Raw genomic sequence first — 26659 nt, forward strand, 5'->3', positions numbered from 1 at the left:
GTTATAGAAATATACAGCTATATATTCATAACTTAAATATATTTAAGATTATAGGAGGAAAATAATATGATTTTTTATAGTAAAGAGAGCGAAAAAGAGGAAATTTCAAAAGACACACCCAATATAGTCATGGAAAAATTATTGAAATCAAGAACTATAGTTATTTCTGGTGAGATTAATCAATCTTTAGCAGAAAAAGTAGTTACTCAACTTTTAATCCTTGAAGAAATGGGAAATGACCCTATTAAAATATTTATAAATAGTCAAGGAGGGCATGTTGAAGCTGGAGATACAATACATGATATGATAAAGTTCATTACACCAAAAGTTATAATGATAGGTACAGGTTGGGTAGCAAGTGCTGGTATAACAATTTATCTTGCAGCTGATAAAGAAAATAGATATTCTCTTCCTAATACAAGATATATGATTCATCAACCATTAGGAGGATTTAATGGTCCAGCTACAGACATCGGTATTGAAGCTGAAGAAATATTAAGAGTTCGTAAAAGAATTAATAAAATTATAAGTGAAGCTACTGGTCAACCACTAGAAAGAGTTGAAAAAGACACTGATAGAAACTATTGGTTAAGTTCTGATGATGCTATAACATATGGTATAGTCAATAAAATAATATCAAATCATTCTGATTTGAAGTAATTTACAGAGTTTTTTTCACAGGCTCCACAGATCCTTTAGAAGTTTAATTTAGGAATTATAAAAACCTCAGTTATATCTGAGGTTTTTGCTTTATATTCCATTATTCTTCTCAACATATTGAACTAACTTAACTCCTTTATTCATTTCTGCCAATCTACCTTTTGTATTAATATTATTTTGCCTTATCCTTTAATATTTAATCAATCCCATTGACCTGGAAATCTTAATTTTTGTAGCTTTGGGAATTTTTTATTATATTCTTCAACTTCTACCTTAGGTAGATTTTCAAAAACTTCCGATTCGTAGAATTTACCTTTTATATCTTTCATACTATCTTCTGCTAATTCAATTCCCATAAATGCATCAAAGTTTTTACCATCAGCAGTGGTAATATTAAAATTATCACAGGTTTTAAATCCTATTCGAGGATAATAATCCGGTTCTCCAAAAATTACAATACCTTTATACCCTTTATTTGTAGCTAGCTTCATTGTTTCCCTTAATAACAGCTCACCAACTCCACTTCCTTGCCATTTAGGCTCTACACAAAGAGGACCAAAGGTTATAATTTCATGGGTATCTACACCATCAACAATCTTTGCCTTTGAATACATTATACATCCTATTACTTTACCATCCTTTACTGCTATTCTGCTGAGCTCTGGAAGATAGTCTTTATGCTTACGTAATTTATGCACTAGGTAATGTTCGTCACAGCCAAGATGATGTTTGTTCCAAAAAGCATGCTGTGTCATCAGCTCCACATTGTACCAATCATCCTCTGTTTCCATTCTAATTTCTACCTCTTCACCATTTAACTTTTTCTTTTCTTCTGGAAACCATCCAAATTCTAATCTAACTTCTTTTCTTTGTAAATCATTATTCCTATAGCAGCAAGCATCCATACCAATCAAAGTAAATCCTTCATGCTGATAAAAATCCACTGCATTAACATTGCAAGACTGTGTTTCTAGTATAATAGCTCTACGACGTTCTCTTCTTGCTTGTTCCTTTACAACCTGAATTAATGCATGACCTATTCCATTCTTTTGATATTCTTCTGCTACCCAAAGTTCTGTAATTCTTAGACGATTAGACCATAGTTCTTGATCTGTTTCAATTGCAGCAATTAATTTATCTTTAACTAACACTCCCCAAGCATAAGCATTCTCCCAGTGGTCTTCATATAACTTATCTGGAAAATCATACTCTTCTGGTGTATGGGTTACTGGCTCGCTAAAGTCTTTCTTTTCTATATCAATAGTAAAGCCTTTATCCGTTTCATTTACTACAACATCATAATATTTATCTGTAGTATAACCTATCGGGATTATAGTTTCCTTCCATTTATCCTTTGCTAAATGTATAATTTCATATTCCATAGTATTTACCCCCAACTTTTCATACTTTCAATTATATTTATTTTCTATGTTTTTTTAAGTCCTATTCTTCTAATTAATTCAACAATCGCTGTATAACATATTATTAACATGTACATTAATCGTACTGCTAAGTGTAGGTTTGGGAGAAAAATTACTATAAATCCTAGAACACATACGACATACATAGAAATTATAATATTATTCATAATCCACATAAAATATATCAATGCTATTATGCTAATTAAACTTAATATATAAAATAAAATTCTCAATTTCGTATATTCTTTCTTGGTTAAAGTATTTAGTAAAATATTAATAAACCTTGATGTTTCCACATCAGGATTATTTTTTTCTTTATAGTGTACCTGTAACAATAAATCCATTAACCCTACCCCTTATAATGTATTATATGTAAACTATATACATATACAATTATGTTGTCAAGAAAATTTTTAAGGTAGCAAAACATATTGTGTTCCTAATTACCTAGTTTTATAGTACTTTTAGCTAGAGCAATTTTTCATTCTAGCTAAAAAACAGATTTACCTATAGTACACGCTTCTCCCTAACAGTTATAAGACATACTATTTAAAATATAATACCTATGCATAGAGTGCATAGGTATTATATTTATTTATTTAGATATAAATTATTTCTACTCCTGAAAAATCTATACATCCACATATAGTTAGAATATTATCTGCTGTTCCTTCATTTCTATTTTTTTCAGTTATTGCACTAAAAGATGTAGTAGATATATTTTCAACAGTCCAATTTCTAGGTATATATAACTCTACACCAGAAAAAAAAGCTTCTATATTAACATATCCTTTTCCTTCATAAAGAACAGCATTATCAAAATACACTTTCATTGCTCCAAAGCTACACTTTAAATCTGCTTGTTCAAATTTATCTGTATTTATATACTTAATACTTCCAGCAAATGAGGTCTTTAACTTTATATGACTTTCATCTTCCGTATCAATAGTATTAAATTTAGAAGAATCCCAATTACTTTTTCTGCGAGACCACTTAGGATGTTTATTAAAAACCATAGAAAGACCGACACTTCCAAGTAATGCTGCTATTAATACTGTCCATGGAGTGATAGCTGTTATACCAAGCTGTTCATCATAATCAATACAAATGAGTGCTATTGGGAATAAAATGCCCGCGAAATTAGCTTTTAATACACTCTTTATAATGATACCAACTAAGAAAATTGTAAATAAAATTGTAAAAATATTTGTATCTGAAAAATATCCAAGTTTATAGATAATTAAAGCAATTCCACATAGTATAAGAGAAAGTCCTCCCGAAAGTCTACTGTTATCCATTTTATCTCCTCTTTTCTAATAATTTATTTTTTAGTGGTTTATAATAATATCTTGAAACATACACCTGTTTGTGAGTATTTTGAAATTCGACCTTACTTGATGATGATAGACTATGTGTTATGGAGTAAATATGATTTGTATTTAGAATTGTTGATTTTGAAACTCGCATAAAATATCCTGGCAAAAACTCTTCAAGTTCGTAAAGCTTGTATTTCACGTTATATATATTGTCTATAGTATGTGCACAAACCCTATTTCCTTCAGTTTCAAAAAATATTATTTCTTCCAAAGAAAGATAATATTCGGTATCACCTCTATAAAAAGTTATACATTTCTTGCATGATAGCATATCGTGAAACATAATTTGAATATTTTTAATGTCTTCATTAAGTTCACTACATCTAATAATAACTTCATTTTCGCTTATTTTATTATCTACCTCAATTCGTATTTTCATATTTTCACTCCCCATATTTTTATTATATTAACTATTTTTTCCCTTGTAAATATAACAACAGTAAGTGGTTAGTTATTGTCTATAAGTGGTATGTTTTTATACATATGTTATATTAAAATATATAAAATAAGAAGTTTATCTGTATTGATATAGAAGTTACCCTATTGCTAAAATACTTGTTCCAGGTAAATAGAAAACATTTTAAATTTAAAAAAGCAGCCTTTTTCAGACTGCTTTTTTGAATTCTAAACAAGCAATTTATATTTTTATATGAAATAATTCTCTTTAAGCTTTGAAGTGTATCAATTATTGTTTTTTAGCTCCCCAAAAGTACATTTCTCCATTCTTGTTTTTATAAAAGGCATAACTCTCATCAATCCAAGTATGATGAAATTCAGTTTCTGATATTGGATACATGGGTATAATATATTCATCATCTAGAACAAAAAACATTTTTTCTTTGGCCCTTCCAACAGTGAGTTTCTCGCCGTCCCCTTTATATATCCCTATATATTCTTCATATATTTTGGAATCTAAAGCATATTCGAGTGGTCTACTTGGAAATTGATATTCCTCTTGAAACATTATAGCAGCAAGAATATCTGTAATACGCCAAACTGCTGTAAATCCATAATTACTTAATACAATAATACTTACTTGTTCATTGATGTATCTGTCAAATCCAGTTGTGAACCCCAATCCACCGCCGTCGTGACTTATCCTCTTGCGTCCGTACATTTCATCTATAAACCATCCATATCCATAATCATTATCCTCAGTTCCTCTTTCTCCGGAATTTGCATATGGTGAAAATATAGTATTCAGTGTTTCCTCTGAAACAAGGCCTCCATTATATAAAGCTTGATCCCATATTAGCATGTCCTCAACTGTAGAATAGATTTCCCCTGATCCAAATGTTACATCCATGTTTACATAATCAGTATGGATTAAATCATTATCATTTAGATAATACCCATTAGCTAGCCCTGGTATAATTGCTTTATTTTTTTCAATACCAGTATTCTTCATATTTAAAGGCTGAAAAATGTTCTTACTTAAAAACTCATCATAGGTCACACTTGAAACATTTTCAATAATACATGCAAGCAAATAGTATCCGTAATTAGAGTAATTCCACCTTTCCCCTGGCTCACACAAAAGAGGTTTATCTTTAAATATATTAAACATATCTTCATGTGTATGCTTTGATTTACTATACATTATTGGAAAGTTTGGTCCAAATAAATATTGAAGACCGGAAGTATGAGTTAAAAGATGATGTATAGTTATTCTTTTATCAAATTGATGAAATTCAGGAAAATAATTAGTAATGCTTTCATTAACATCTAATAAGCCTTTTTCTTGTAACATCATCACTGCTATAGCGGTAAATTGTTTTGTTATAGAACAAATTCTAAACTTTGTTTGTGATGTATTGGGAATACTATGTTCTATAGAAGCCTTTCCATAGCCTTTTTTAATGATAGTCTCACCCTTTTCAGCTACTAATATGGAACCACTAAATGCCCATGTATTGCAGTATAATTCCATAAAATCATTTATTTTTGTTGCTAGTAAACTGTTCATTACTATACTCCTTACTTACATTCTTTATTTTTTAGTTCTATTTAATATAATTTTAGAGTTAATAAAATTATATTACAATAGTAGAAAATATTTCTATATCATTTTTTACATAAAGCTACCACCTATTATAAGAGTAGTAGCTTTAACCTAAAAATTTCTATCATAATTTTCTCCTTTATGTATTAATACTCTTATTTTTAAATGTATAAGACTTAATAATACCTTTCTTGTATCACCCTAATCTTTATCCCTCAATGAACAAATATCAATTTAGGCAGTCTTATCCTTTAGGACAGTTTAGCATTAATAGCTGATTACAATATAATTATTTTTTATACCGCAATGTGACAGTATCAAAACAAATATCCATCAATATAATATATTAGAGTAATATTTAGTGGTGTAAAATGGGAAAAGGATATATAATAGTTCAACTTTCAAAAGAACAAGAAGCCTTACCTATCACAAGTGCAAAGATAAAAATTAGAGATCAAAAAACAAAAGAGGTTATTTTTGAGACAGACAGTGGTGTAGATGAAAGTGGCAGAAGTGAGATTATTGAGTTAGATGCTCCCGATAAAAATTTGTCATTAGAACCAATGAATAAAACATATATTCCTTATGCTAGATATGATGTGTTAGTAACCGCAGAAGGATATAATAATGTACTAATAGAAGGTGTTAGTATTTTTGATGAAACTACTTCTATTCAAAATGTATCATTAACTGAGATAGTTAAAGTTGGTGCAGCTGCATTTTACAACACAACGGAAAATAGGATTGTTATACCTCCTCATCAATTATTATTGGATGTTCAAAGAGATCAGAAAACTGGAGTGTTATCTCAACCTTTTGTATTAAGAGAAGTATATATACCAGAGTATATTACAGTACACCTTGGAGCTCCTAGTGCATGGGCGCAAAATGTCACTGTCAGGTTTGTAGATTATATTAAAAATGTTGCTTCCAGTGAAATTTACCCAACATGGCCTGAAGAATCCCTAAGAGCCAATATTTATGCACAAATAACCTTTGCTCTTAACAGAGTTTATACAGAATGGTATGTAAGTAGAGGTTATTCATTTCAAATAACAAATTCTACAGCCTATGATCAATACTTTGTACCTGGTAGAAACATATTTGAAAATATAAGCAAAATTGTAGATTCTATTTTTAATGAATATTTTTCTATAGTTAATAGCAGAGCGCCATATTTCACACAATATTGCAATGGTACAACATCTAGGTGTAATGGACTGTCTCAATGGGGAACTGTAGACCTAGCAAATGCTGGTAGAAATGCTTTTGAAATACTACAGTATTATTATGGTAATGATAAAATACTAAAAAGAACTCCAATTATTGCAGGTTTAGTAGAATCATATCCTGGATCAGCAATAAGGATCAACGATAGAAATTCCAATGTAACTATAATACAACAACAGTTAAATAGAATATCACAAAATTATCCTGCTATCCCTAAGCTAATTCCAGATGGAATCTTTGGACCTAACACTGAAGCATCCGTTAAAGTATTTCAAAGAATATTTAATTTAGTTCAAGATGGAATAGTGGGAAGAGCAACCTGGTATAAATTATCAGCAATTTATACTGCTGTAAAAAGATTAGCTGAATTAGATCAAGAAGCAGAAGAAAATATGATTATTGAAGAATTAGATGGAAGTTTTGATGGAGATTATCCATTAGGAGGATTAAAATATGGTTCTAAAGGAGGAAAAGTAAGGGAGCTACAAGTATATTTAAGTACCCTAGCAGAGGCTTATGGATTAAAGAAAAATGCTATAACTGGTATTTTTGATTATGAAACTCTGGAAACCTTAATGGAATTTCAAAAGGCATTTAATTTGCCTATTTTAAAATCAGTTGATAGAAGGCTTTGGAATACTATATACTGTGCCTATGTAGATTTAGAAGACATTTACTCAGTAGAGGACTTAACTAGATATCCAGGGTATGTTTTAAGGAAAAATTTTAGCAATAAAGATGTAAGAAGACTTAAAACAATGCTTAGAAAGATATCTACATTATATAAAGAGATACCAGAAGTTAATGTTGATAGAGATTTTGATGGAAGAACACAAAATGCTGTGTTAAGATTTCAAAGAACCTTTGGATTAGTTCAAAATGGCGAGGTGGATATTAATACTTGGAGGAATATTGTATTTGTATATTTGGCATTAGACTCTGGTAGGGATATAAATACCTCAGATATTCTTTTCCCATTCCCATTTGAACTAAAACTTGGAGATAACAATGGGTATGTTGCTGTTCTTAAAGAGTATATGAATGTTTTAGCTAAAAACGGATATAACATAAGAATTCTACCTATAGATAATATATTTGACTTAGCAACGGAAAGAAATGTTAAGAGTCTTCAAAAGGTATTTGACCTAAGGAGAACTGGAGTTGTGGATAGAATAACCTGGGAAAAAATCGCATCAACCTATAACGACTTCTTCACTGGTAGAAGGTAAGGTCCATTCTTAAAATTTATATAGCTATGGAAAAACAGCTAACTTCAACAAAAAGAGAGTAGGTAAATTTGTATTTACACAAATTTACCTACTCTCTCTTAACCTAAATTAAACTTTAATAAAATTATAATCTTCTGATTGGGAAAATAAATATAATTGTCCTATACCCTGCTTCTCTAGCAAGCTGCATTGTTGTTTCTAATAATAAACCACCAATACCTGTGTTCTGTAAATCAGTTTCCACACAAAGTGGTCCAAAGGTTATCACATCATAAGTTTCTTTATCATTAACAACTTCGTACTTTGTTTATCTATCATATTTCATTCTTAGCTTAATTGGTATAAATGTTTCCATCTGTGCCCATCCCTGTGCCTTGATAATATCCTTAGGAGTAATAATATGTCCCATACTATAATGATTATTGCGTTCATCCAATTCAAACAATTCTGATTTATTAATGTATTCTATAGCCTCATTATACAATTTACTACTCATTTCTTCATCGCCGTCTCTATATGTGTAAGTAAGATAATACCCGCCATCAAAGTCAACTACATTGTTACTACCGCTATCCATGTCATCATTTAGCGCCCACCACCAAACCATACCTTGTTCGACAGGATCAAAAAATAAAAAATCTCGTGGCATAAAGTCATCTCGTGGTAATGGCTTAATATCAGAAAAATATGCATCAAACTTTCCCAATATTCCTTCTGCAGAAAAATCAAAATTTTTATCAACCCCTGATGAAGCAGCTTTAAACGGTGGTAATGAAACAATTCTAAATTTCATAATTCCATCTCCTTGTATATATTACAAAAATTTTATTTTACCTAATTATAACATATATCCTAGCGCCAATATACGTTAATACTTGTAACCTTCTTTCTATATGGCAAATCCTTCATAGTTTTTAATTCATTACTTACTATTTTCAGCATAAAACTTTAAAGCTTCCCCCATAAATTTAGATGCTCCACTTCCATAATTGTTTATCAATGGCTTTTATCCATGTGGAATTTGATAAATAAAGCTCTGCTGTATAACCCCAATGATTCTCTCCCTCATCTACTTTGTAAAATTCTTGACTTTTTTTAGTTGCATCTGATATTTCTTCAACAATTTGTTGAACCTCTTTTGAATAAGGATCTTTACTTAAGTCAGATGCAAGCTTTTTATATAGTTCTTCTAATTTAGGCTGCTTATCTCCCAAATAATTTTTTAGAGCTTCTCCGATAAATTTAGATGCACCATTTCCATATTTCTTATCCACTTCTTCTATCCACTTAGGATATACCAAATAAATTTGCACCATATAGTACCAATGATCATCCCCATTATCCATTTTGAAAATTTCATAATCTTTTTTAGCTATATCTGTTATTTCTTCAGCAATTTCTTGAATCTCCTTTGAATAAGGATCCTTACTTAAGTCAGATGTAAGCTTCTTAAATAGTTCTTTTAATTTAGGGTGCTTACCTTCCAAGGAATCTCTTTTAAACTCATCATATTGTTCTGCTAAAGTAAACGTAGCACTATTGTTAAGATTTTTCTTTAAAGCCGTAGCATATTTTTCAATACTTCCATATTTCTTTATAGCCATTTTAGCAATTTCATCTTCCTTAGATTTAAATTTTTCAATATGGTCATTATATTTATCTACACTACCATAAATTTCACTTACCTTATCCTCGTGTTCTGTTTTAAATTCTTCCAATACATTAAAATATTCATTCATATCAAATTCTTTAAAATTCATTGTGCTTTCTCCTTTTAAGGTTTTATTTATAAGCTCTATTAAACCATTCAATCTTTTTCTTTTTAAAATAAGCAACTTTTTCTGATTTTTTAGTGCTTGCATTTTATCAAAATATGGACTCATCATTATCTCTTTAACATCTTTTAAAGGTATATCAAGCTCTTTGAAAAATAAAATTTGCTGCAGAGTTTTAAGAGCTTCATCATCATAAAGTCTATATCCTGCCTCTGTAATTTCACTTGGTTTTAATAATCCTATTTCATCATAGTAATGTAATGCACGCACACTTACTCCTGTCAAATCCGAAACTTGTTTTACTGTTCTCATTGCTACACCTCAAAGTTTGATTTTACAGCTATCAATATTATCTAATACTCAGCCGGCTGTGAGTTTTTGTTAATATACTCAAGTTATATTTTTATATTACACTATGACGTGGTGTTAGAGTCAACGCTTTACAAAAGAATTTACACACTCTTTAGTTTTCTTGTTTTTAAACTTTAAGCAAAGAAATCTCATGAGAAAAGAGGCTGTGACAAAGTATTTTCATACTTTTGTCACAACCTCTGTTTCACAAATCTGTCTACTCTCACCTATATTTGAACCTCTAATGTAAAACTTATAATATTATATTTTCATATAACAATTTTAGTAAAAGGGTTTCCACCTATAGATTCAAACCATATCTACTGTAACTACCAATCTACTAATAGAATGTATATTCTATATCAGTACCATCAAAATATATTATATCTTCATTATCAAAATGCCACTTAGATTTTAATCTATTAGGTAATAGTAAATCACCATTATTCTTATAATCTTCATATAGCGCAGACCATTTTCTATGTTCTAATCTTCCATCATTATAGATAAGTGCTCTATCATCAGTTGTAAATTCAACAAGCTCTCCACTATCTAAGAATTTATAAATTCCACTTGCCTTTATGTTATCATACGTTATTGATACACCCACTGTATTTTTATCTATTTCTTTTATGTCTACATCTCCACTTAATAACTGTGACGGCATAAATATAATTTCGGCAAGCCAGGTCACCAAGGCTGCTTTATTCATTTCTTCCCCGCGTTGATTGAATAGAGTAATATTTTTTGCTACTACTCCCTTCATCCCACCTTCACCATTAATAAATGAGTCCAAGCCTTGAAATGGTATGCCATAAAGTGATGAATCTATAAAAGCAAATCTAGCTGGAACATCTCCAAAAATATGTTCTGAATAATTTATTTTCAATGTTTTATTCATCTCTATATTTACAAAATCGGCATCCTTAAAATTAAAACTCACATGGTTACTACTAACCTTATTAACTAGCTTAGTATAGCTATAAAAATTCTGCATGGATTGTGGTAAATCCTCCAATGTATATTTAGCAGCTTTTTTATTTTCATTAATATTTTCTTCACTTGCAACTAAATAATCCTTAAAGTTTGTTTTTAATCTTGAATAAGGTACATTGAAATAAATAACTAATATAGATACTAATAATAAAATTATGCCTGAAATTAACCCCATTTTTTTCTTAACTCTCCTCTTCATTTTGTTTCTCCAATACCATAATATTTTTCTCTAATTGCTTTATTCCTTTAAATACACCTAATAACATTTCTTCATCAAAATCTGCAAACAAATTTTCAATATACTTTTCTTCACTTTCCATTCTTTGTTCAAAATAGTCTGTACAGTACTTTGTTAATTCTAATCTTTGTATTCTACCATCCTCTTTATCCTTAACTATTACTAAGAAGCCTCTTCTTTCTAATATACTAGCCATCTTTTTAACATTCTGTCTTGAAGTCCCCATTCTTTCCGCAGTCATTGAAATTGTTGGAGCTTCATATTTAAAGCTAGCTATAATAGCAATTAAAAACCATTGCTTTGTAGATATATTAGAATCGAATTTATCTCCTAGTAGTTGTAATTTATTAGATAAAGCAAATATACCTCCATATATATAAGCTTCCATTTTCTTTTCCTCTTTTTTATCCACTATTCATCACACTCCATAAAAATTATATTCACCAATATTTATTGTAACTTAAAAGTAACTGATTACATATATAATTATACGTAACCAGTTACCCTTATGTCAATACTTACAAAAAGATAATAGATACTTACCTATTATCTCTTATTTTCCATATTTAAATGATTTGTAATAACACTTATTCTTCATATTTGAATATATTAAATCCTACCTTCGAAATAGGAAAACCTCTGAAATACCCATAAACAGAACAACTATTTGACTAGCATTCCTGCTATATAATTAAAATTAAATATATATATTTATAAAAATATGATTTTCATCTAGGAGGCTTAATGATAGTAGTAGCAATAGAGTTAATAAGATGAAGTTACTAAAGAGTTTCATAACAACTATTACAAAGGTATATAATTGAAAGTTTGCAATAATAATCTTAAGAAAACCTTAAGAAACAATTAAGAAGATTTTAAATAATTACTTATATACTATATTTAGTAATAAAAAATAATTTATAAAGGAGTGTTTTAGAGATCAGTTTTCAAATTAAATTTTTAATGTAATAGTAAATATTAAGATTAAAACGGGGGAAAGAGATTTCTATGATGAAAAGTTATATAATACCAATGATATTATCATTTTTTCTAATAACTATTTTAAATATATTCTTAAATAAAAATAGTAAGAGTCTTAAAAAGAAAATAGGATGGCAACATTACTTTTTGGGATATCTTTTTATATTATATCTTATGATTTCCTTAATAGATGTAGTCGGAATTCCTACTTTGAGCGAATGGAAAAGACTTTCAAGATTAAACAGGCCATTATTTAATCCCATTATAAATTTAGTGCCTTTTAACGATGGACTTGAGCTTTCAGCAATACTTAATATAATACTTTTTATGCCTTTTGGATTTTTATTGCCAACATTATGGAAAAAGTATAGAACATTATTGCCCACAGTATGTAGTGGAATATTATTTTCAATTATTATTGAAATTGCTCAATTGTTTGTCCAATTTCGTGCATCAGATATTAATGATTTAATAATGAATACCCTAGGAACTATTTGTGGTTGGATTATTTTCAATATTATTAGTAAGTTTTTTCATGAACTTGCCAATAAAACAGTAGTTGAAATTTCTTCTAAGGATAGTATGGTTATTAAATTAGAACCTTATCTATACATTGCAATTCCAATTATAAGTACGTTTTTGAGTTAATAAAATGATACTCTTATTTTTAAAAGGGTTACTTTAGATGTGTTATCTTTAGATTACTGTATTACAATTAACTGTTAGATTTAAAGAATAGTGTTTATAATATTACATTTTTAATTTAGGCTATGTTTAAGATAAGTGTTGAAAATTTATATTTTCTGAATATTTGGGTGCAATAAGACTATATAAAGGATTACGGAGGTATTATTATGCCAAGTGTAGCGTCAGTAAAGAAAGATTTAGATGCTTTAGGAACAACAGGACAGGAAGAAATATTAAATTATCTTGAAGAAGTTATTGTATTAGGTTCTTTTGCTACCGAGGTTAAAGAGAACCGATTCTCCAAGGGAAAAGTCTGCCCCCACTGTGGACATGAGGAAGTATCAAGAAATGGCAAGTTCAATAGCAAACAAAGATATATCTGTAAGTCCTGCCGAAAGACCTTTACTGATTTTACACGTTCACCCCGTTACAACAGTAAGAAAGATATTAAAAAGTGGATATTATATTCTAAATGTATGATAAATGGTTATTCCATAAGAAAATGTGCAGAGATAGTTGGGATTAGTGTGCCTACATCTTTTTATTGGAGGCATAAGTTTTTAGACGCTATCAGAGTGTATATGGGTATTGGTAATGTTGGTGGAGTTATAGAAGTTGACGAGGCGTTTTTCAGAGAATCCTTTAAAGGAAATCATAAGAAAAGCACTACGTTTATAATGCCACGAGAACCTCATAAATGTGGAGTAAAAGGCAGTAGGAGTAGTAAGAGGTATATCAAAGGAACAGGTCTGTGTACTATGTGCCATTGATAGAGTGGGAAATATTATGACTGAACTAATATGTAAAGGTAGGATGAAACATACAGATTTAGAAAGGCTCTTTACAGGCAGGATTGAGGATGAATCTATCCTTTGTACTGATTCACACAAGAGTTATATTAGATTTGCACAAAATTTAGGTGTTAAACTACAACAAATTAAACGTGGGAAGCATAAGGAAGGCATTTACCATATACAGCACATAAATGCTTTTCATAGCAAACTAAAAGAATGGATGTATAGTTTTCATAGTGTAGCCACAAAATATCTTTTGAATAATCACATTACTATGTTGTATAATTAAATACAGACACAATAGTAGATTAATGTGGCTATAAAAGATGTAAAACAACTCAACAAATAGTAATTTATAGAGGTGATTTTTATGGAAGACTTAGTATTAAAGAAAGTAGCAATAGAATATGGTGATGACATATTCTCATATAAGAATGAGTTTATTAAAAATAATGAATCAATGGATGGAACAGGTTTCTTAAGAAATTCGAATTCGCCACAAGAATATATTGAAAAGTCATTATTGAATGAAACAGAAGAAGTAGATGGAAGAAAAGTTACATCAACACAATTATTAGCAATTAGGAAAAATGATAATTGCATTGTAGGAATGATACAAATAAGGCATTTTTTAAATGATTATCTTTTACAATATGGTGGACATATAGGATATTCTGTAAGAAAGTCTGAAAGAAACAAAGGATATGCAAAAGAAGAATTAAGACAAGCATTAATTTATTGTAAGGACATATTACAACTAAGTAGAATTTTACTAACTTGTGATAATGATAATTTGGCTTCTCAGAAAACCATATTATCCCAAGGTGGAAAAAAAGAAAATGAAGTATTAATTAAAGATGAGAATTGTGTTGTTGAACGATATTGGATAGATTTATAAATTCCAATTTGTAGGGCTGATGTAACATAATTTTAGATTCAGTTCTGTCGTATCTTTCTTTAAATATGAATTAATGGAAGCCATTTTTGACTTCCATTAAAAATTGCCATATTATCAACACTGTTATTAAACATAGCCTTAATTTAATATTATTGTTAGCGAATGCCATTCGAACTTAGTTCTTCTAATTTACTAGAAGAACTTCCATGAATATTTTATTACTTAGTATTTATGAATGGTAAAATCGTAAGCAACACAACTTGTTTGAGTGTATACGAGTTATTGTGTTGTAGATTTTATCTTGAATAAATGCTTTAGTAAATCAATATTCCGAAAGGGCTGAGCGTTAATAATATAAGAGATTATTCAATATTTATTTAGACTAGCTTATTTTACGAAAGCTTCTTTTCACCCTTAAAAACAAAAGGTTCTGTCTTGTCCAGGAAATATATCCCATTTTTAGATAGCACCTTTTTTATTATATTATATGTATTAAAATTTCCATTAATGGCTAATTAATAACCTTAGATTTTTCCTTCCTTTAACATATTAGTTAAATCATCAAGCATTAAATTAGCGGCTTTTATACCACCTGCTGTATTCCAAATAGTATCGTCTACTTTATAAGCTTTATTATTTTTTACAACATTTAGAGATTTAAACATCGGATCATTTAACCACTCTTCTTCTCTAGCAAGACCTTTACCATCTCCTAGTTCATAAGTAAAGTATAACATTACATCTCCATCAGCTTCATTTAATCTTTCCTTGCCTATTTCATTAACGAAGTCTGTTCCGTGTTGAGCTGCTGGTCTTTTAAATCCTATTTCTTTAAGAATAGTTCCAGCGAAAGTATCACCAAGGTATATTCTAGTTTTTCCATCCATAAATCTCACAAGTGATATTTCATTATTTAATTTATCACTATAAGTTTCTTTTATAGAAGTAATCTTACTTTCATATGCTTGTATAGCTTTCTCACCTTCAGATTTTTTATTTAAAACTTCAGCATAGAATTTAAAATTATCCTTCCATTCGCCTCTTATTGTATCTGAATAAACAGTTGGTGCTATTGCACTTAATTGGTCATATATCTTTTCATGTCTCATTTTATTTCCAATTATTAAATCAGGTTTTAAAGCAGCAATTGCTTCTACATTTGGCTCTGTCTCCTTACCAACAGGCTTAACACCTGTAAGTTCACTTTTAGTATGTTCATACCAATCACCAGTAAAACCAGTTACAGCTCCAACTGGTTTAACACCAAGTGTAAGAAGTGCTTCTACACCCTCATTAGTTAATATAACAACATTCTTTGGATTTTCAGGAATTTCTGTTGTTCCCATAGCATGTTGTATAGATATAGTTTTATAATCTGTTGTATTTTCTGTTTTATTAGAGCAACCAACAAGTAAGCTTACAATTAGCATACCTAATAAAATTGCAGATAATAATTTTTTTTGCATTTGTCATTCCTCCTAAAATTTATTATGGATTTTATCACTTAATTATGATATCATGTTTGAGAAAGATTATCAATAATAAATGATATCATTTTTCAATATTATAAATCGGAGGAGTTATATGAAAAATATTCTAAAAAGTAATAGCGGTAGATGGATGTTACTTATATTACTTACAATATTCACTCTTATATTATGTTACTTAAGTATTACTAAAGGATTTATACCTACATCTTATGATACTTTAATAGATGCATATAAAGATTTTAATAATTCTCAAGAACATATAATTATAAGAACTTCAAGAATTCCAAGAACATTAAATTCTCTTCTAGTTGGAGGAGCTCTTGGAGTATCTGGACTTTTAACTCAAGGATTGACTAGAAATAAATTAGCCTCGCCAAGTATCTTAGGTATAAATTCAGGAGCAGTATTAACTTTGGTTATAGTTCTCACATATTTTCCCAATGTATCTTCACTAAGACTTGCCTGGTTAGCATTTTTAGGTTCACTAGGATCTTCTCTACTAGTTTATTTATTATGTGGAGGTCTTTCAGGTGACATAAGGCCTATGGACTTAACATTAGGAGGTACTGCTTTAGGTGCACTATTCTTTTCCTTAGCACAAGGTATTTTGTATAAAAATGAGGCTGCACTTGAGCAGGTTGTTTATTGGATGACAGGTTCTGTTGAAGGGAAGAAATTAGAACTAATAGTTAAATTTATTCCAATAATATTAATAGTAATAGTATTTACGTTGCTTATCGGGAAAAAATTCAATGTATTTTCATTAGGAGAAGAAATGGCAAGGTCATTGGGTATGAAAACTCTATATTTTAAAATACTTATAATAGCTATAGTTGCTATTTTATCTGGTGTATCTGTGGCTTTGGCAGGTCCAATAGCTTTCATTGGACTTATAACTCCACATATAGTACATAAATTTATTGGAACTGATTATAAATGGCTAATACCATTTTCTATATTAACAGGGGCATCTATACTATTGCTTGCAGATATAATGTCAAGATTTATAATTTATCCAAAAGAAGTCCCAGTTGGTGCTTTAACTGCACTTATAGGTGGTCCTTTCTTTATATATGTTGCGAAAAGGAGGACCAGACAATGATAAATATAAGTAAAAAAGCTATTAAGTTAAGTGCGCTTTTACTAGGGATTACTATCTTAATGATATTTTTTTCATTATGCCTAGGTGAAGCTATGGTAGGTCCATTAGATGTACTAAAGAGTATATTAGGAATAGATATAGGATTTTCATCTATTTTAGTTACGAAAATAAGGTTACCAAGAGTTCTTGTTGCCTTTTTTGTTGGAGCCTCTTTAGCATTATCGGGAGCTATACTTCAAGGAGTGGTTAAAAATGATTTAGCATCTCCAGATATATTAGGTGTAGTTAATGGAGGTTCCGTTGGAGCATTGGTGTTTTTAACTATTTTTATAGATCCTAAGAATAATTCATTAACAACATCTATATTATATATGCCTATATTTACTTTTATATTTTCATTTATAGCTTTAATGTGCATTTTGCTTATAAATGGAAAATCTTCTTCAACAAATAAATTAATTATAATAGGAATTGGAGTCTCTGCTATTGCTAAGGCCATAACTAATATTCTTATAATAAATGGACCAATAATTTTTATAAAAGAAGCTACAACTTGGATAACAGGAAGTATATATGGTGCTAACTGGACACATGCAATACTGATTATAGTAATATTTAGTATTTTCGCTACATTAACATTAATATTTATTAAAGATTTAAATCTTCATCAGCTTGAAGATGAAGTTGTAATAGTCCTTGGTAATAAGCTACATAAAAGCAGGATAATACTCTTAGGCATTTCTGCTGCATTAGCAGCAGGAGCTGTAACTATTGGTGGTGGTATATCTTTTGTAGGTTTAATAGCTCCTCACATTGCAAGAAAATTGGTAGATTCAAAGTTTGAAAATGTAATCCCACTTTCAATACTTATAGGTGGAATAATAACATTATTAGCTGACTTTGTATCTAAATGGTTATTTTATCCACAGGATTTACCTATAGGTATATTTACAGCTTTTATAGGAGCACCTTACTTTATATACCTTTTAGTTAAAAAAAGAAACTACAAAAGGGGATGATAGAAATGATAAAAGCAAAAAATTTAAAGTTATGTTATGATGAAAAAATTATATTAGATAATATTAATATAAATATAGAGAAAGGAAAAATTACTGCCTTAATTGGCTCTAATGGATGTGGAAAATCTACATTAATAAAGGCCATGGCAAGAATACTTAAACCTAAAAATGGAGATATACTCATGGAGGATAGAGATATTCTTAAAATGCCTTCAAAGGAAGTTGCCAAGCTTATGTCCATGCTTCCTCAAAGCAGTAATGCTCCAGAAGATTTAACTGTCTATGATTTGGTGAAACAAGGAAGATACCCTTACCATAATTTATTATCATTTTGGAGTAAAAAGGATGAAAATCTAGTTTTAGAAGCCATAAAAAAGGTTGGACTTATAAACGATAAGGATATAACTTTAAATAACCTATCTGGTGGTCAAAGACAAAGGGCTTGGATTGCATTATCTTTAGCACAAGATACAGATATCATCCTTTTAGATGAGCCTACAAATCATCTAGACATAAAGTATCAGCTAGAAATTTTAAATATTTTAAGAAATTTAAATGAAAAAGAAAATAGAACCATAGCAATGGTTATTCACGATATAAATCATGCATTAAAATATGCTGATAATATAGTTGCTATAAAGAATGGAAACATATTGGCTCAAGGCCCTAAGGATGAGATTATAAATGAAAAACTTATAAAGGATGTCTTTGATGTTGAATGTACTCTTATTAATTCCCCTATAGATAACTGTAAATTATGTGTACCTTTTATTTAAGTTTTATAACGAAAACATATTAAGATATAGTTATTCGTATCATAATATGATGTTATTATTGAGGTTTTCCACATCCTTTTGTTATACATAGATTTAAAAGTTATCCCTTATTGTAACTTAGATAAACTATTTTATAATAGGGAATAACTTTTTTATTAGTATAATTCTATTGCTATTTATTTTTCATATTTTTACATACTTAATCCTAACTTCAAAATTGGAAATTCCCTAAAACCCGCATGACCACAACAACTATTTTAATAGTTATATATTTCTATAGTTAAATAGGTTCATATTTTTATAGTTAAATAGTTTCCTACTTACATTTTTAAGGGAACTCTTAAAAAGAATTCCCTTAATTGATTTGAGTATCTATAAAAAATTTATTACTCTACAACCTTCCCAAAGCAATGAAACTCTACATTTCTTGGAACACTTATAGGCGCATATTTTTCATTAAGGGAAATAAGCTTAATTCCATCTCCACAAATAGAAATCTTTTTACAGTAGGAGTTATTTTCAAAGGCAAATACTCCAATTTCTCCATCCTCCAAAATGTCCTGTTTATGAATCCAAACTATTTGGCCATCTACAAAACGAGGCTCCATACTATCTCCTGAAATTCTAACTCCAAAGTCTGCTTCCATAGGAACATCACTACCTACTTCAATGATTTCACAGGAGTTGTCATCTAGATATTTACCAGTTCCTGCAGATACCGGTAAATCATAAAGAGGAAGCTTTCTCATATATATTACTTTTTCTTCTTTAACATCATTACTATACATACCGCTGGCAATAAGGAGCGTTATGTATTCTTCTACCTTATTTTTCCCCTCTTGATTTAGATTAGATAAAGGTGAGTCTACACTGCAATCCACAAAGGTTCCTAGCACGTCACTAACCTTTAGTGCTTCACAAAGAGCTAAAAACTGATAAGCATTGGGAGTAGTATAATTAGTTTCCCACTTACTAACCTTTTGATTCGTTACATCTATACCTTTGTTTTTTATAAACTCAGCTACTTCATATTGGGATAAACCTATAGCTTCCCTTGCAGCTGTTATTTTTTCTCCTAGGGTCTTTTTCATAATTAGACACCCCCTTATGTTAATTGTATATTAGTGGAATGATAATTACAATAGAAAAATATCATTATATGATACATAAAACTATTTACTTATCATATAATGATATATATGATGTTAATATATCTCATATGGAGATGGTTTTATTTTGAACGAGTAATTTTACATTCAGATATTAATTCTTGTTATGCAAGTATTGAACTTTTGCATCATCCCGAGCTAAAAGGAAAACCAGTGGCAGTTGGTGGAGATCCTGAAGCTCGTCATGGAATTGTCCTTGCTAAGGATGAAATAGCTAAAAATTTTGGAGTGAAAACAGGAATGCCTTTGTGGCAGGCAAAACAGCTATGTCCTGGAATCATATTTTTGCCACCAAGGATGGATCTTTATCTAAGATTTTCTAGAATGGCCCATGAAATATATGGACAGTACACAGATATGCAGCAGGCTTTTGGAATAGACGAAAGCTGGCTAGATGTAACAGGGAGCTGTGGGATTTTTGGCAATGGCTTTGAAATAGCAAAGCAAATTAGCAATAGAATGAAGGAAGAATTAGGTATAACAGTTAGTATAGGAGTTTCATGGAATAAGATATTTGCAAAGCTAGGCTCCGATTATAAAAAGCCTGATGCTATAACTGTAATTTCAAAGGAAAATTATAAGAACATAGCTTGGTCTTTACCAGCTTCAGATCTTTTATATGTTGGTAGAAGCACCAATGCAAAACTTAAAAGCATAAATATAAATACTATTGGAGATATAGCCAAAACCCATCCTAATTTTCTTAAAAGGCATCTAGGGAAAATGGGACTTATTCTACATTCTTTCGCCAACGGTTATGACACTTCAGAAGTACTAGTTGAAAATTATAGTGCTCCCATAAAATCTATAGGTAATAGCACTACTACGCCTAGGGATTTAGTTTGTGATGAAGATGTATGGCTTATTATAATAGTTTTAGCTGAAAGTTTTACAAAACGACTTAGAGAAAATGGATTAAAATGTACCGTAGTTGAAATATCAGTTAGAGATACCAAGCTTTGCAGTTTTTCAAGGCAAAGGAAACTTCTAACTCCTACCAATATAACCAAGGAAGTTGCCCAGGCAGCCTTTAAGCTATTTAAAGAAAATTATAGCTTTAAAAATCCCGTAAGAAGTATTGGTGTAAGAGGTGCTGACCTTGTAATTGATACAATGCCAGTACAGACAGATTTATTTATGGACAATGAAAAAAGACTTAAACTGGAAAAAATAGATGAGGCTTTAGACCAAATTAGAAGACGTTTTGGATATAAGAGTATTCATAGAGCTATTATGTATACAGATAGGAATTTATCAAGGATTAATCCTTGTGAGGATCATACAATACATCCTCATGGTTATTTTTAGGAGGTAATTATGTCAAAGATTTATGTGGATGTTTTAGCAGAGTTTACAAAGGAAGGTGTATTAAAACCCAGAGAAATAATTTGGGAAGATGGCCGCCACTATGAAGTAGACAAAATAATAGACACAAGACCAGCTGCTAGCTTAAAAGCTGGAGGAGCCGGAATTAGATACACTTGCAAAATTCAAGGCCGTGAAAAGTACGTATTTTACGAATCAAATTACAAATGGTTTGTAGAGGGAAAGTAGATAAAATAACCCTTCATAACATAGAAATGTATTATGGAGGGTTTCATGGATGAATGTAAAATGCTCCCTACCTAAATCTCAATATGATATTTTTTTATGAAAATTAAGGATAGACTAAAATTAATCTATGGACTTTTTAATAATAAGAAATAGACTAGACTCATCTACTTCTTCAATGCTATAATCACTACCGAATTCCTCACCAAACTTTTTAAGTTCATCTTCAGAAAATGTATTAGCAACAAATCCGTCCTTACACACAATCATACCATCATGAGTTTTTTCCAAATCAATTTCTCCAAGTAGCCCCTTATCCGCCTGTTCATAGAACCAGGCTATACGATGATTCCAAAATTTAGGGCTGTATGTGCTAAAATAAGCCTTTCCTCCAGGAATAAGCACTTTCATACATTGTCTAATTAAATCCATAGGGTATCCTTTCATAGCTGATAAACCATTTTGTAAACATAATACCACATCAAATTCTTCACCAAATTTAAGGTCGTGGGCATCCATAACTTCAATACTACATTTAGGGCTTTCTTTTATATAATTCCTACCAAGTTCTACAGAGTCCTTTGAAATATCGATACCTACAAACTTTGATGCAAAAGGTGCCAGTTCCTTAATTATACGTCCATAGCCTGTTCCAACCTCCAACACCTTCTCATTACCCTGTAAATTTTCACCCACAAATTTGATTTCTTCACCTAAATAACGCTTAATTCTTGGATATTTTGAATCATAAACCTTAAACAATTTTGTAGAATTTAAACTTTGTTCATAGTAATTAGACACAAATACACCTCCCAATTACTGTTTATATTATATAATTTTTTAATATTTCTCTTGGAGAATTAGTAAATTTATCACTTGCTCCCCAGTCAAATCTAAATAGTCCTTCACCACCACCGGCACCTATGCAGTGAACATGTGTAACATCATGAACATTATTTATGCATACTGTTAATGTAAGCCTGTTCCCAGCTCTATAGAAATGTTTTTCATAGACTATTACAATCATAGCATGAATATCATCAATACTTACAACATGATAATCTATCCTTTCACCTGTAATACTTTCATTTACTATTCCTTTGTCTAATAATTCAGCTACCTCACTTAAGCTTAAGTTAACATTAAAATTATCTCCAGTCATAATATTCATCTCCCATAAAATATTTAATTAATTCAATTTGTATTTGTTTTACTATATATTTATGAAAAACCACTACCCTTAAATTCCTATTTATCTAATACCTTATAGTAATTTCCCCTTTTATTATAACATATTTTGTAATTAACCCTTGCTTAAAATATGGTATTTAATGAGTTAATGCTTTTTCTAGCAATATTAATTTTGATACTTAATCGTCTAAAAATATTCTCTTCTGTAAATTTGCCTGCCACACAAATAAACCTAGTTAACTACCCTATACAACAAAATTAATAATATTTCAGATTCAAGTTTTGATTACATTTTCATATAAAATAAGATAGACTTTTTTCAGTCTATCTTATTTCTTTTCACTTTAATAATGATGATACATTCCTTAAATAAAATATATTTAAAACATGAAGAGCTCTTGTACAAGCTGTATAAAGTAGCAATCTATCCTCTTCATTCTTATACCTTAAATCACTGGCATTATATATCATAACCACATCAAATTCCAAACCCTTAGCAAGATATGCAGGAATAATTAAAATATCATTAACATACTCATCATCCTCACTTATAACCATTTTAACACTAATCCTATCCTTCAAATGATTGTAAACCCTCTGTGCCTCATCAACATTTTTTGTTATTATTCCTATAGAATTATGTCCATCATCCTTATGAACTTTTACCTCTTCCACTATTCTTTCATTTATATCTTCTTCATCTAAAATACCAGTTAATTTGGGCCAATCCCCACTTCTTTCCACGTATTCATCATGAATTTCATCACTTAATATTTTTCGAGAAAATTTAGTTATTTCCATTGTAGATCTATAACTTTTAGTTAAATTTATTATAGAAGTATCCTCAGGTTTAAGTATATTTACAACATTGTTATAGCTTCCAACACTCATATAAGGATTAATGGATTGAGATATATCGCCAAGGACTGTTTTATTTGCTTTGTTAAATAATTGATTAAAAATTTCATACTGTAATGGTGAATAATCTTGAGCTTCATCAATAATTACATACTTCACTTCTTCTGTTTTTAGAATATCACCTACAGCTCCTTTTATAAATAATAAAGCTATTTGATCTTCATAATTTATCTTTTTAACCCCTAAATCCTCTAGGGTATATCTTTTAATTTCTCTAATACTTTCATTATCAAATTTAATATTTGCTATCTTTAAGAAGTCTTCTAAATCTTCATAAAAGGCTTTATAGCAATCCATCAAATCAAATTTAGTTTTTTCTTTCACCTCATTAATTATAGTTTTAATTTCTCTATCTACTAAGGATTTACTTACTTTAACAATTTCATCGCTATCTAAATATTCACCAGAGTTTTCAAGTTCTTTCATAGCTTTATTGACTAATGTTTTTTCATAAGGTTCTATAACATATAAAATTCTTTGCTTTAGCTTTTCTAACCTTCTCTTAAGAGGAAGCCTCTTATAGTCCTTGTAAAACAATTCCTGTATTTCCACTGCTGAAATTATAGTTTTCCCTCTTAAAGTGATATCTTTAAAATCTCTACCTACCTTTTCTAAGTGCTTTATATATATCTTTAATAAATTAACAAACTCAGCAGATGACTTAAATTTTAAGCTTTTAATCCTTATATCATAAGACTGCTCACTGTTATCACCAAAAATTGTCTCCATCATTGCACAATAATCTTCTTTATCTCCTACCTCCTCTAGAACTTTATGCATATATTCTTTAAAGGTAGTTTGAAGCATATTCTCTTCCCCAAGCTGAGGTAAAACATTAGAAATATAATCATTTAAAATATTATTTGGAGAAAATATTACTATGTTTTTAGATGTTATGGTATCACGATGCTTATATAATAAATATGCAATCCTATGAAGAGCAACAGAAGTCTTTCCACTCCCTGCAGGACCCTGAACAATTAAATTTTTATATTTTTCATTACGAATTACCTTGTTTTGCTCTCTTTGAATTGTAGTCACTATAGCCTTCATTTTATTATCGCTACTTTTACTTAATATATCTTGTAATACTTCATCATCTATTTTTATATTACTGTCAAACATATAATCAATCTTGCCATCACTAATTTTATATTGCCTTTTCATTGATATTTTGCCATTTATAATCCCATCAGGACATTTATAATTAGCACTTCCAATTTCATAATCATAAAACATACTAGAAACTGGTGCCCTCCAATCATATATAAAGAAATTAAAGTCTTCATCAATTAAATTAGAAATTCCAACATAATACTTTTCAGCTTTTTCTTCTCCCTCTTCCTCAAAATCCATTCTTGCAAAATAAGGAGATGAAATCATCTTCTCATATTTATCAACTAGCTTTCTTTCAAACTCATGGGTCCTCTTTTGAATTTTCATGGTATTAATAAACTGCATAAAATCTCCTATATGCTGCATACCATTTTCTACTGAAACAGCCCCAAGATTTTCCCATAATTCTCTTTGGGTTTCAATAGCTTCCTTTTTAAAATTATCTTTGGAGTTTTGCTTTTCTTTTAATTGCTTTTTTACTTCCCTAAGCACCTTTTCTAACCATTCCATTTCTACTAGCCATTCAGATTTATTTATTGACAAAATATCTCCTCCTTGTAATAAGCTTTAGCATTTTAGAATTAACATTGCTATTTTATCACATGTACCTTAAATTACCAGTCTATAATTACTTTGTTATATATGTTATAATTAAAGTGTAGAGATAGTATATTAAAACTTTCTAGCTTAAAAATAGTAAAAAGTGAAAAACTCCATTTATATGAAGTTTCTCACTTTTTATCATTTCTTCTCACTATACTAATTTTTCTTTTTATTTATTTTGTTTCTCAACAGATACACTTCACCCTAACTATTATAATTTGTGTTTTCCATTTAATATTCCTATATTTATTCTACATAATTAAATAGTTATACCTGGAAACATGAAGTTCTTTTCAACCTCATTATATCCAAAAGATTTATATAAATTTATTGCACGTTTATTAAGTTCCCATACTTCTAGCTTTGTTTTATTTAAGTTTTTTGACAAGAAATAATTAAATATATACTTAACTATAATTTTTGATATTCCTTTGCCACGTGCTTCTGATAAAACATATAAAGTTTCAATATAGCCGTAGCCATCCTTTTCAAAGATTGTACAACCACCTTGTATATTTCCATCAACTAAAAAATATAGATTTTTAAAATGCTTTTCCTTACTTTGTTCTAAAAGTGCATCTACATCTAAGGGTGATATAAAGATTTCATTATATATTGCACTATACTCCATAAGCTCCTTCTGAGAACTTAAATTTATCTCAGTTACTTCCACTTCAGTGAATGTATATTTAGGATTCTCTTCAATATCTGCTTCCATAATGATACTGTAGTTTTCATCAAAACCATTTTTAATATAGAAATCAAGCTTCTCATTGTTATATTCAAATCCAGAATATATTCTTGCTTTTAAGTCTGGTCTTTCCTTATGAAGCTCTTTAGCCCTTAGAAATACCTTATCAAATAATTTTTGTTTAACTTCATCTTTTAAAAGCTTGTCTATATTAGATTCTATATCAATATCTATAAAGATAAGGTATGGTGTTTCATGGGCCTGATGATAATTTATATTAGGATATGTATAGGCACTTCCCAAATAGCTTCCATCATCACTAAAGGCTAAAAAAATATTTTCTTTACTATTACCGTACTGATCTTCCTTTGGATTTTTTATTTCAATACTCATTT

22 protein-coding genes and 2 pseudogenes are annotated in these 26659 nt (G+C 29.6%); 10 read left to right on the top strand and 14 right to left on the bottom strand.

Annotated features, from left to right (window positions below):
* Positions 1–66 precede the first annotated feature (66 nt).
* On the top strand, positions 67–660 hold the full coding sequence (locus tag B3B03_RS07080; RefSeq protein WP_346846719.1) for an ATP-dependent Clp protease proteolytic subunit: 594 nt from the start codon (positions 67–69) through the stop codon (positions 658–660).
* A gap of 200 nt (positions 661–860) precedes the next feature.
* Here B3B03_RS07080 and B3B03_RS07085 read toward each other — a convergent pair whose 3' ends face one another.
* From B3B03_RS07085 to B3B03_RS07100, 4 genes are all read right to left on the bottom strand, one after another.
* On the bottom strand, positions 861–2042 hold the full coding sequence (locus B3B03_RS07085; RefSeq protein ID WP_346846718.1) for a GNAT family N-acetyltransferase: 1182 nt from the start codon (positions 2040–2042) through the stop codon (positions 861–863).
* 638 nt (positions 2043–2680) lie between these two features.
* Entirely contained in the window at positions 2681–3379 is a 699-nt protein-coding gene (locus B3B03_RS07090; protein WP_346846717.1) for a LiaF transmembrane domain-containing protein, read from the bottom strand.
* 1 nt (position 3380) lies between these two features.
* Entirely contained in the window at positions 3381–3836 is a 456-nt protein-coding gene (locus B3B03_RS07095; protein ID WP_346846716.1) for a LytTR family DNA-binding domain-containing protein, read from the bottom strand.
* A gap of 306 nt (positions 3837–4142) precedes the next feature.
* Positions 4143–5423 carry a serine hydrolase domain-containing protein gene (locus tag B3B03_RS07100; protein ID WP_346846715.1) on the bottom strand — a complete coding sequence of 427 codons (1281 nt, stop codon included), beginning with the start codon at positions 5421–5423 and terminating at the stop codon, positions 4143–4145.
* 407 nt (positions 5424–5830) lie between these two features.
* On the opposite strand from B3B03_RS07100, the gene B3B03_RS07105 reads away from it, so the two are divergent.
* Positions 5831–7918, top strand: a complete 2088-nt coding sequence (locus B3B03_RS07105; protein WP_346876856.1) for a peptidoglycan-binding protein — start codon at positions 5831–5833, stop codon at positions 7916–7918.
* Between the two features lie 307 nt (positions 7919–8225).
* On the opposite strand, the gene B3B03_RS07110 is transcribed toward B3B03_RS07105, so the two are convergent.
* From B3B03_RS07110 to B3B03_RS07125, 4 genes and pseudogenes are all read right to left on the bottom strand, one after another.
* Positions 8226–8711 carry a hypothetical protein gene (locus B3B03_RS07110; protein WP_346876857.1) on the bottom strand — a complete coding sequence of 162 codons (486 nt, stop codon included), beginning with the start codon at positions 8709–8711 and terminating at the stop codon, positions 8226–8228.
* Between the two features lie 129 nt (positions 8712–8840).
* Positions 8841–10005: pseudogene (locus tag B3B03_RS07115) on the bottom strand (MerR family transcriptional regulator).
* 379 nt (positions 10006–10384) lie between these two features.
* Positions 10385–11239: a DUF6544 family protein gene (locus tag B3B03_RS07120; RefSeq protein ID WP_346846711.1), complete on the bottom strand. Its 855-nt coding sequence runs from the start codon at positions 11237–11239 to the stop codon at positions 10385–10387.
* On the bottom strand, positions 11223–11690 hold the full coding sequence (locus B3B03_RS07125; protein WP_346846710.1) for a MarR family transcriptional regulator: 468 nt from the start codon (positions 11688–11690) through the stop codon (positions 11223–11225). Before B3B03_RS07125 ends, B3B03_RS07120 begins: the two co-directional genes overlap by 17 nt.
* A 596-nt stretch (positions 11691–12286) precedes the next feature.
* On the opposite strand from B3B03_RS07125, the gene B3B03_RS07130 reads away from it, so the two are divergent.
* The 3 genes and pseudogenes from B3B03_RS07130 to B3B03_RS07140 all read left to right on the top strand — a co-directional run bounded on the left by B3B03_RS07130 (position 12287) and on the right by B3B03_RS07140 (position 14638).
* Entirely contained in the window at positions 12287–12907 is a 621-nt protein-coding gene (locus tag B3B03_RS07130) for a VanZ family protein (RefSeq protein ID WP_346876858.1), read from the top strand.
* A gap of 206 nt (positions 12908–13113) precedes the next feature.
* Positions 13114–14029: pseudogene (locus B3B03_RS07135) on the top strand (IS1595 family transposase).
* Between the two features lie 81 nt (positions 14030–14110).
* Complete coding sequence (locus tag B3B03_RS07140; protein WP_346846708.1) at positions 14111–14638, top strand: GNAT family N-acetyltransferase; 528 nt, start codon at positions 14111–14113, stop codon at positions 14636–14638.
* 524 nt (positions 14639–15162) lie between these two features.
* Here B3B03_RS07140 and B3B03_RS07145 read toward each other — a convergent pair.
* Entirely contained in the window at positions 15163–16104 is a 942-nt protein-coding gene (locus B3B03_RS07145; RefSeq protein ID WP_346846707.1) for an iron-siderophore ABC transporter substrate-binding protein, read from the bottom strand.
* Between the two features lie 118 nt (positions 16105–16222).
* Here B3B03_RS07145 and B3B03_RS07150 point away from each other — a divergent pair, with 118 nt between their 5' ends.
* The 3 genes from B3B03_RS07150 to B3B03_RS07160 are packed head-to-tail and all read left to right on the top strand — an operon-like array spanning position 16223 to position 19025.
* Positions 16223–17230 carry an iron ABC transporter permease gene (locus tag B3B03_RS07150; protein ID WP_346846706.1) on the top strand — a complete coding sequence of 336 codons (1008 nt, stop codon included), beginning with the start codon at positions 16223–16225 and terminating at the stop codon, positions 17228–17230.
* Complete coding sequence (locus tag B3B03_RS07155) at positions 17227–18249, top strand: iron ABC transporter permease (protein WP_346846705.1); 1023 nt, start codon at positions 17227–17229, stop codon at positions 18247–18249. The genes B3B03_RS07150 and B3B03_RS07155 overlap by 4 nt, the downstream gene beginning before the upstream one ends.
* A gap of 5 nt (positions 18250–18254) precedes the next feature.
* Entirely contained in the window at positions 18255–19025 is a 771-nt protein-coding gene (locus B3B03_RS07160; RefSeq protein WP_346846704.1) for an ABC transporter ATP-binding protein, read from the top strand.
* Positions 19026–19411: 386 nt separating this feature from the next.
* Here the strand turns inward: B3B03_RS07160 and B3B03_RS07165 are convergent, their stop codons facing one another.
* The gene (locus B3B03_RS07165) at positions 19412–20116 is read right to left on the bottom strand and encodes an XRE family transcriptional regulator (RefSeq protein WP_346846703.1); all 705 of its coding nucleotides are present in this window, start codon (positions 20114–20116) and stop codon (positions 19412–19414) included.
* A 108-nt stretch (positions 20117–20224) separates the two neighbouring features.
* On the opposite strand from B3B03_RS07165, the gene B3B03_RS07170 reads away from it, so the two are divergent.
* Positions 20225–21502: a DNA polymerase thumb domain-containing protein gene (locus B3B03_RS07170; RefSeq protein WP_346876859.1), complete on the top strand. Its 1278-nt coding sequence runs from the start codon at positions 20225–20227 to the stop codon at positions 21500–21502.
* 9 nt (positions 21503–21511) lie between these two features.
* Entirely contained in the window at positions 21512–21748 is a 237-nt protein-coding gene (locus tag B3B03_RS07175; protein WP_035135836.1) for a hypothetical protein, read from the top strand.
* A 120-nt stretch (positions 21749–21868) separates the two neighbouring features.
* Here the strand turns inward: B3B03_RS07175 and B3B03_RS07180 are convergent, their stop codons facing one another.
* From B3B03_RS07180 to B3B03_RS07195, 4 genes are all read right to left on the bottom strand, one after another.
* Complete coding sequence (locus B3B03_RS07180) at positions 21869–22546, bottom strand: class I SAM-dependent methyltransferase (protein ID WP_346876860.1); 678 nt, start codon at positions 22544–22546, stop codon at positions 21869–21871.
* A gap of 22 nt (positions 22547–22568) precedes the next feature.
* Entirely contained in the window at positions 22569–22907 is a 339-nt protein-coding gene (locus B3B03_RS07185; protein ID WP_346876861.1) for a DUF6054 family protein, read from the bottom strand.
* Positions 22908–23275: 368 nt separating this feature from the next.
* On the bottom strand, positions 23276–25513 hold the full coding sequence (helD, locus tag B3B03_RS07190) for an RNA polymerase recycling motor HelD (protein ID WP_414632751.1): 2238 nt from the start codon (positions 25511–25513) through the stop codon (positions 23276–23278).
* Positions 25514–25832: 319 nt separating this feature from the next.
* Positions 25833–26657, bottom strand: a complete 825-nt coding sequence (locus B3B03_RS07195) for a GNAT family N-acetyltransferase (protein WP_346876862.1) — start codon at positions 26655–26657, stop codon at positions 25833–25835.
* Between the last annotated feature and the right edge of the window lie 2 nt (positions 26658–26659).

The organism is Clostridium sp. UBA5712 (assembly GCF_002419845.1).
Classification (GTDB): Bacteria; Bacillota; Clostridia; order Clostridiales; family Clostridiaceae; genus Clostridium_J; species Clostridium_J sulfidigenes.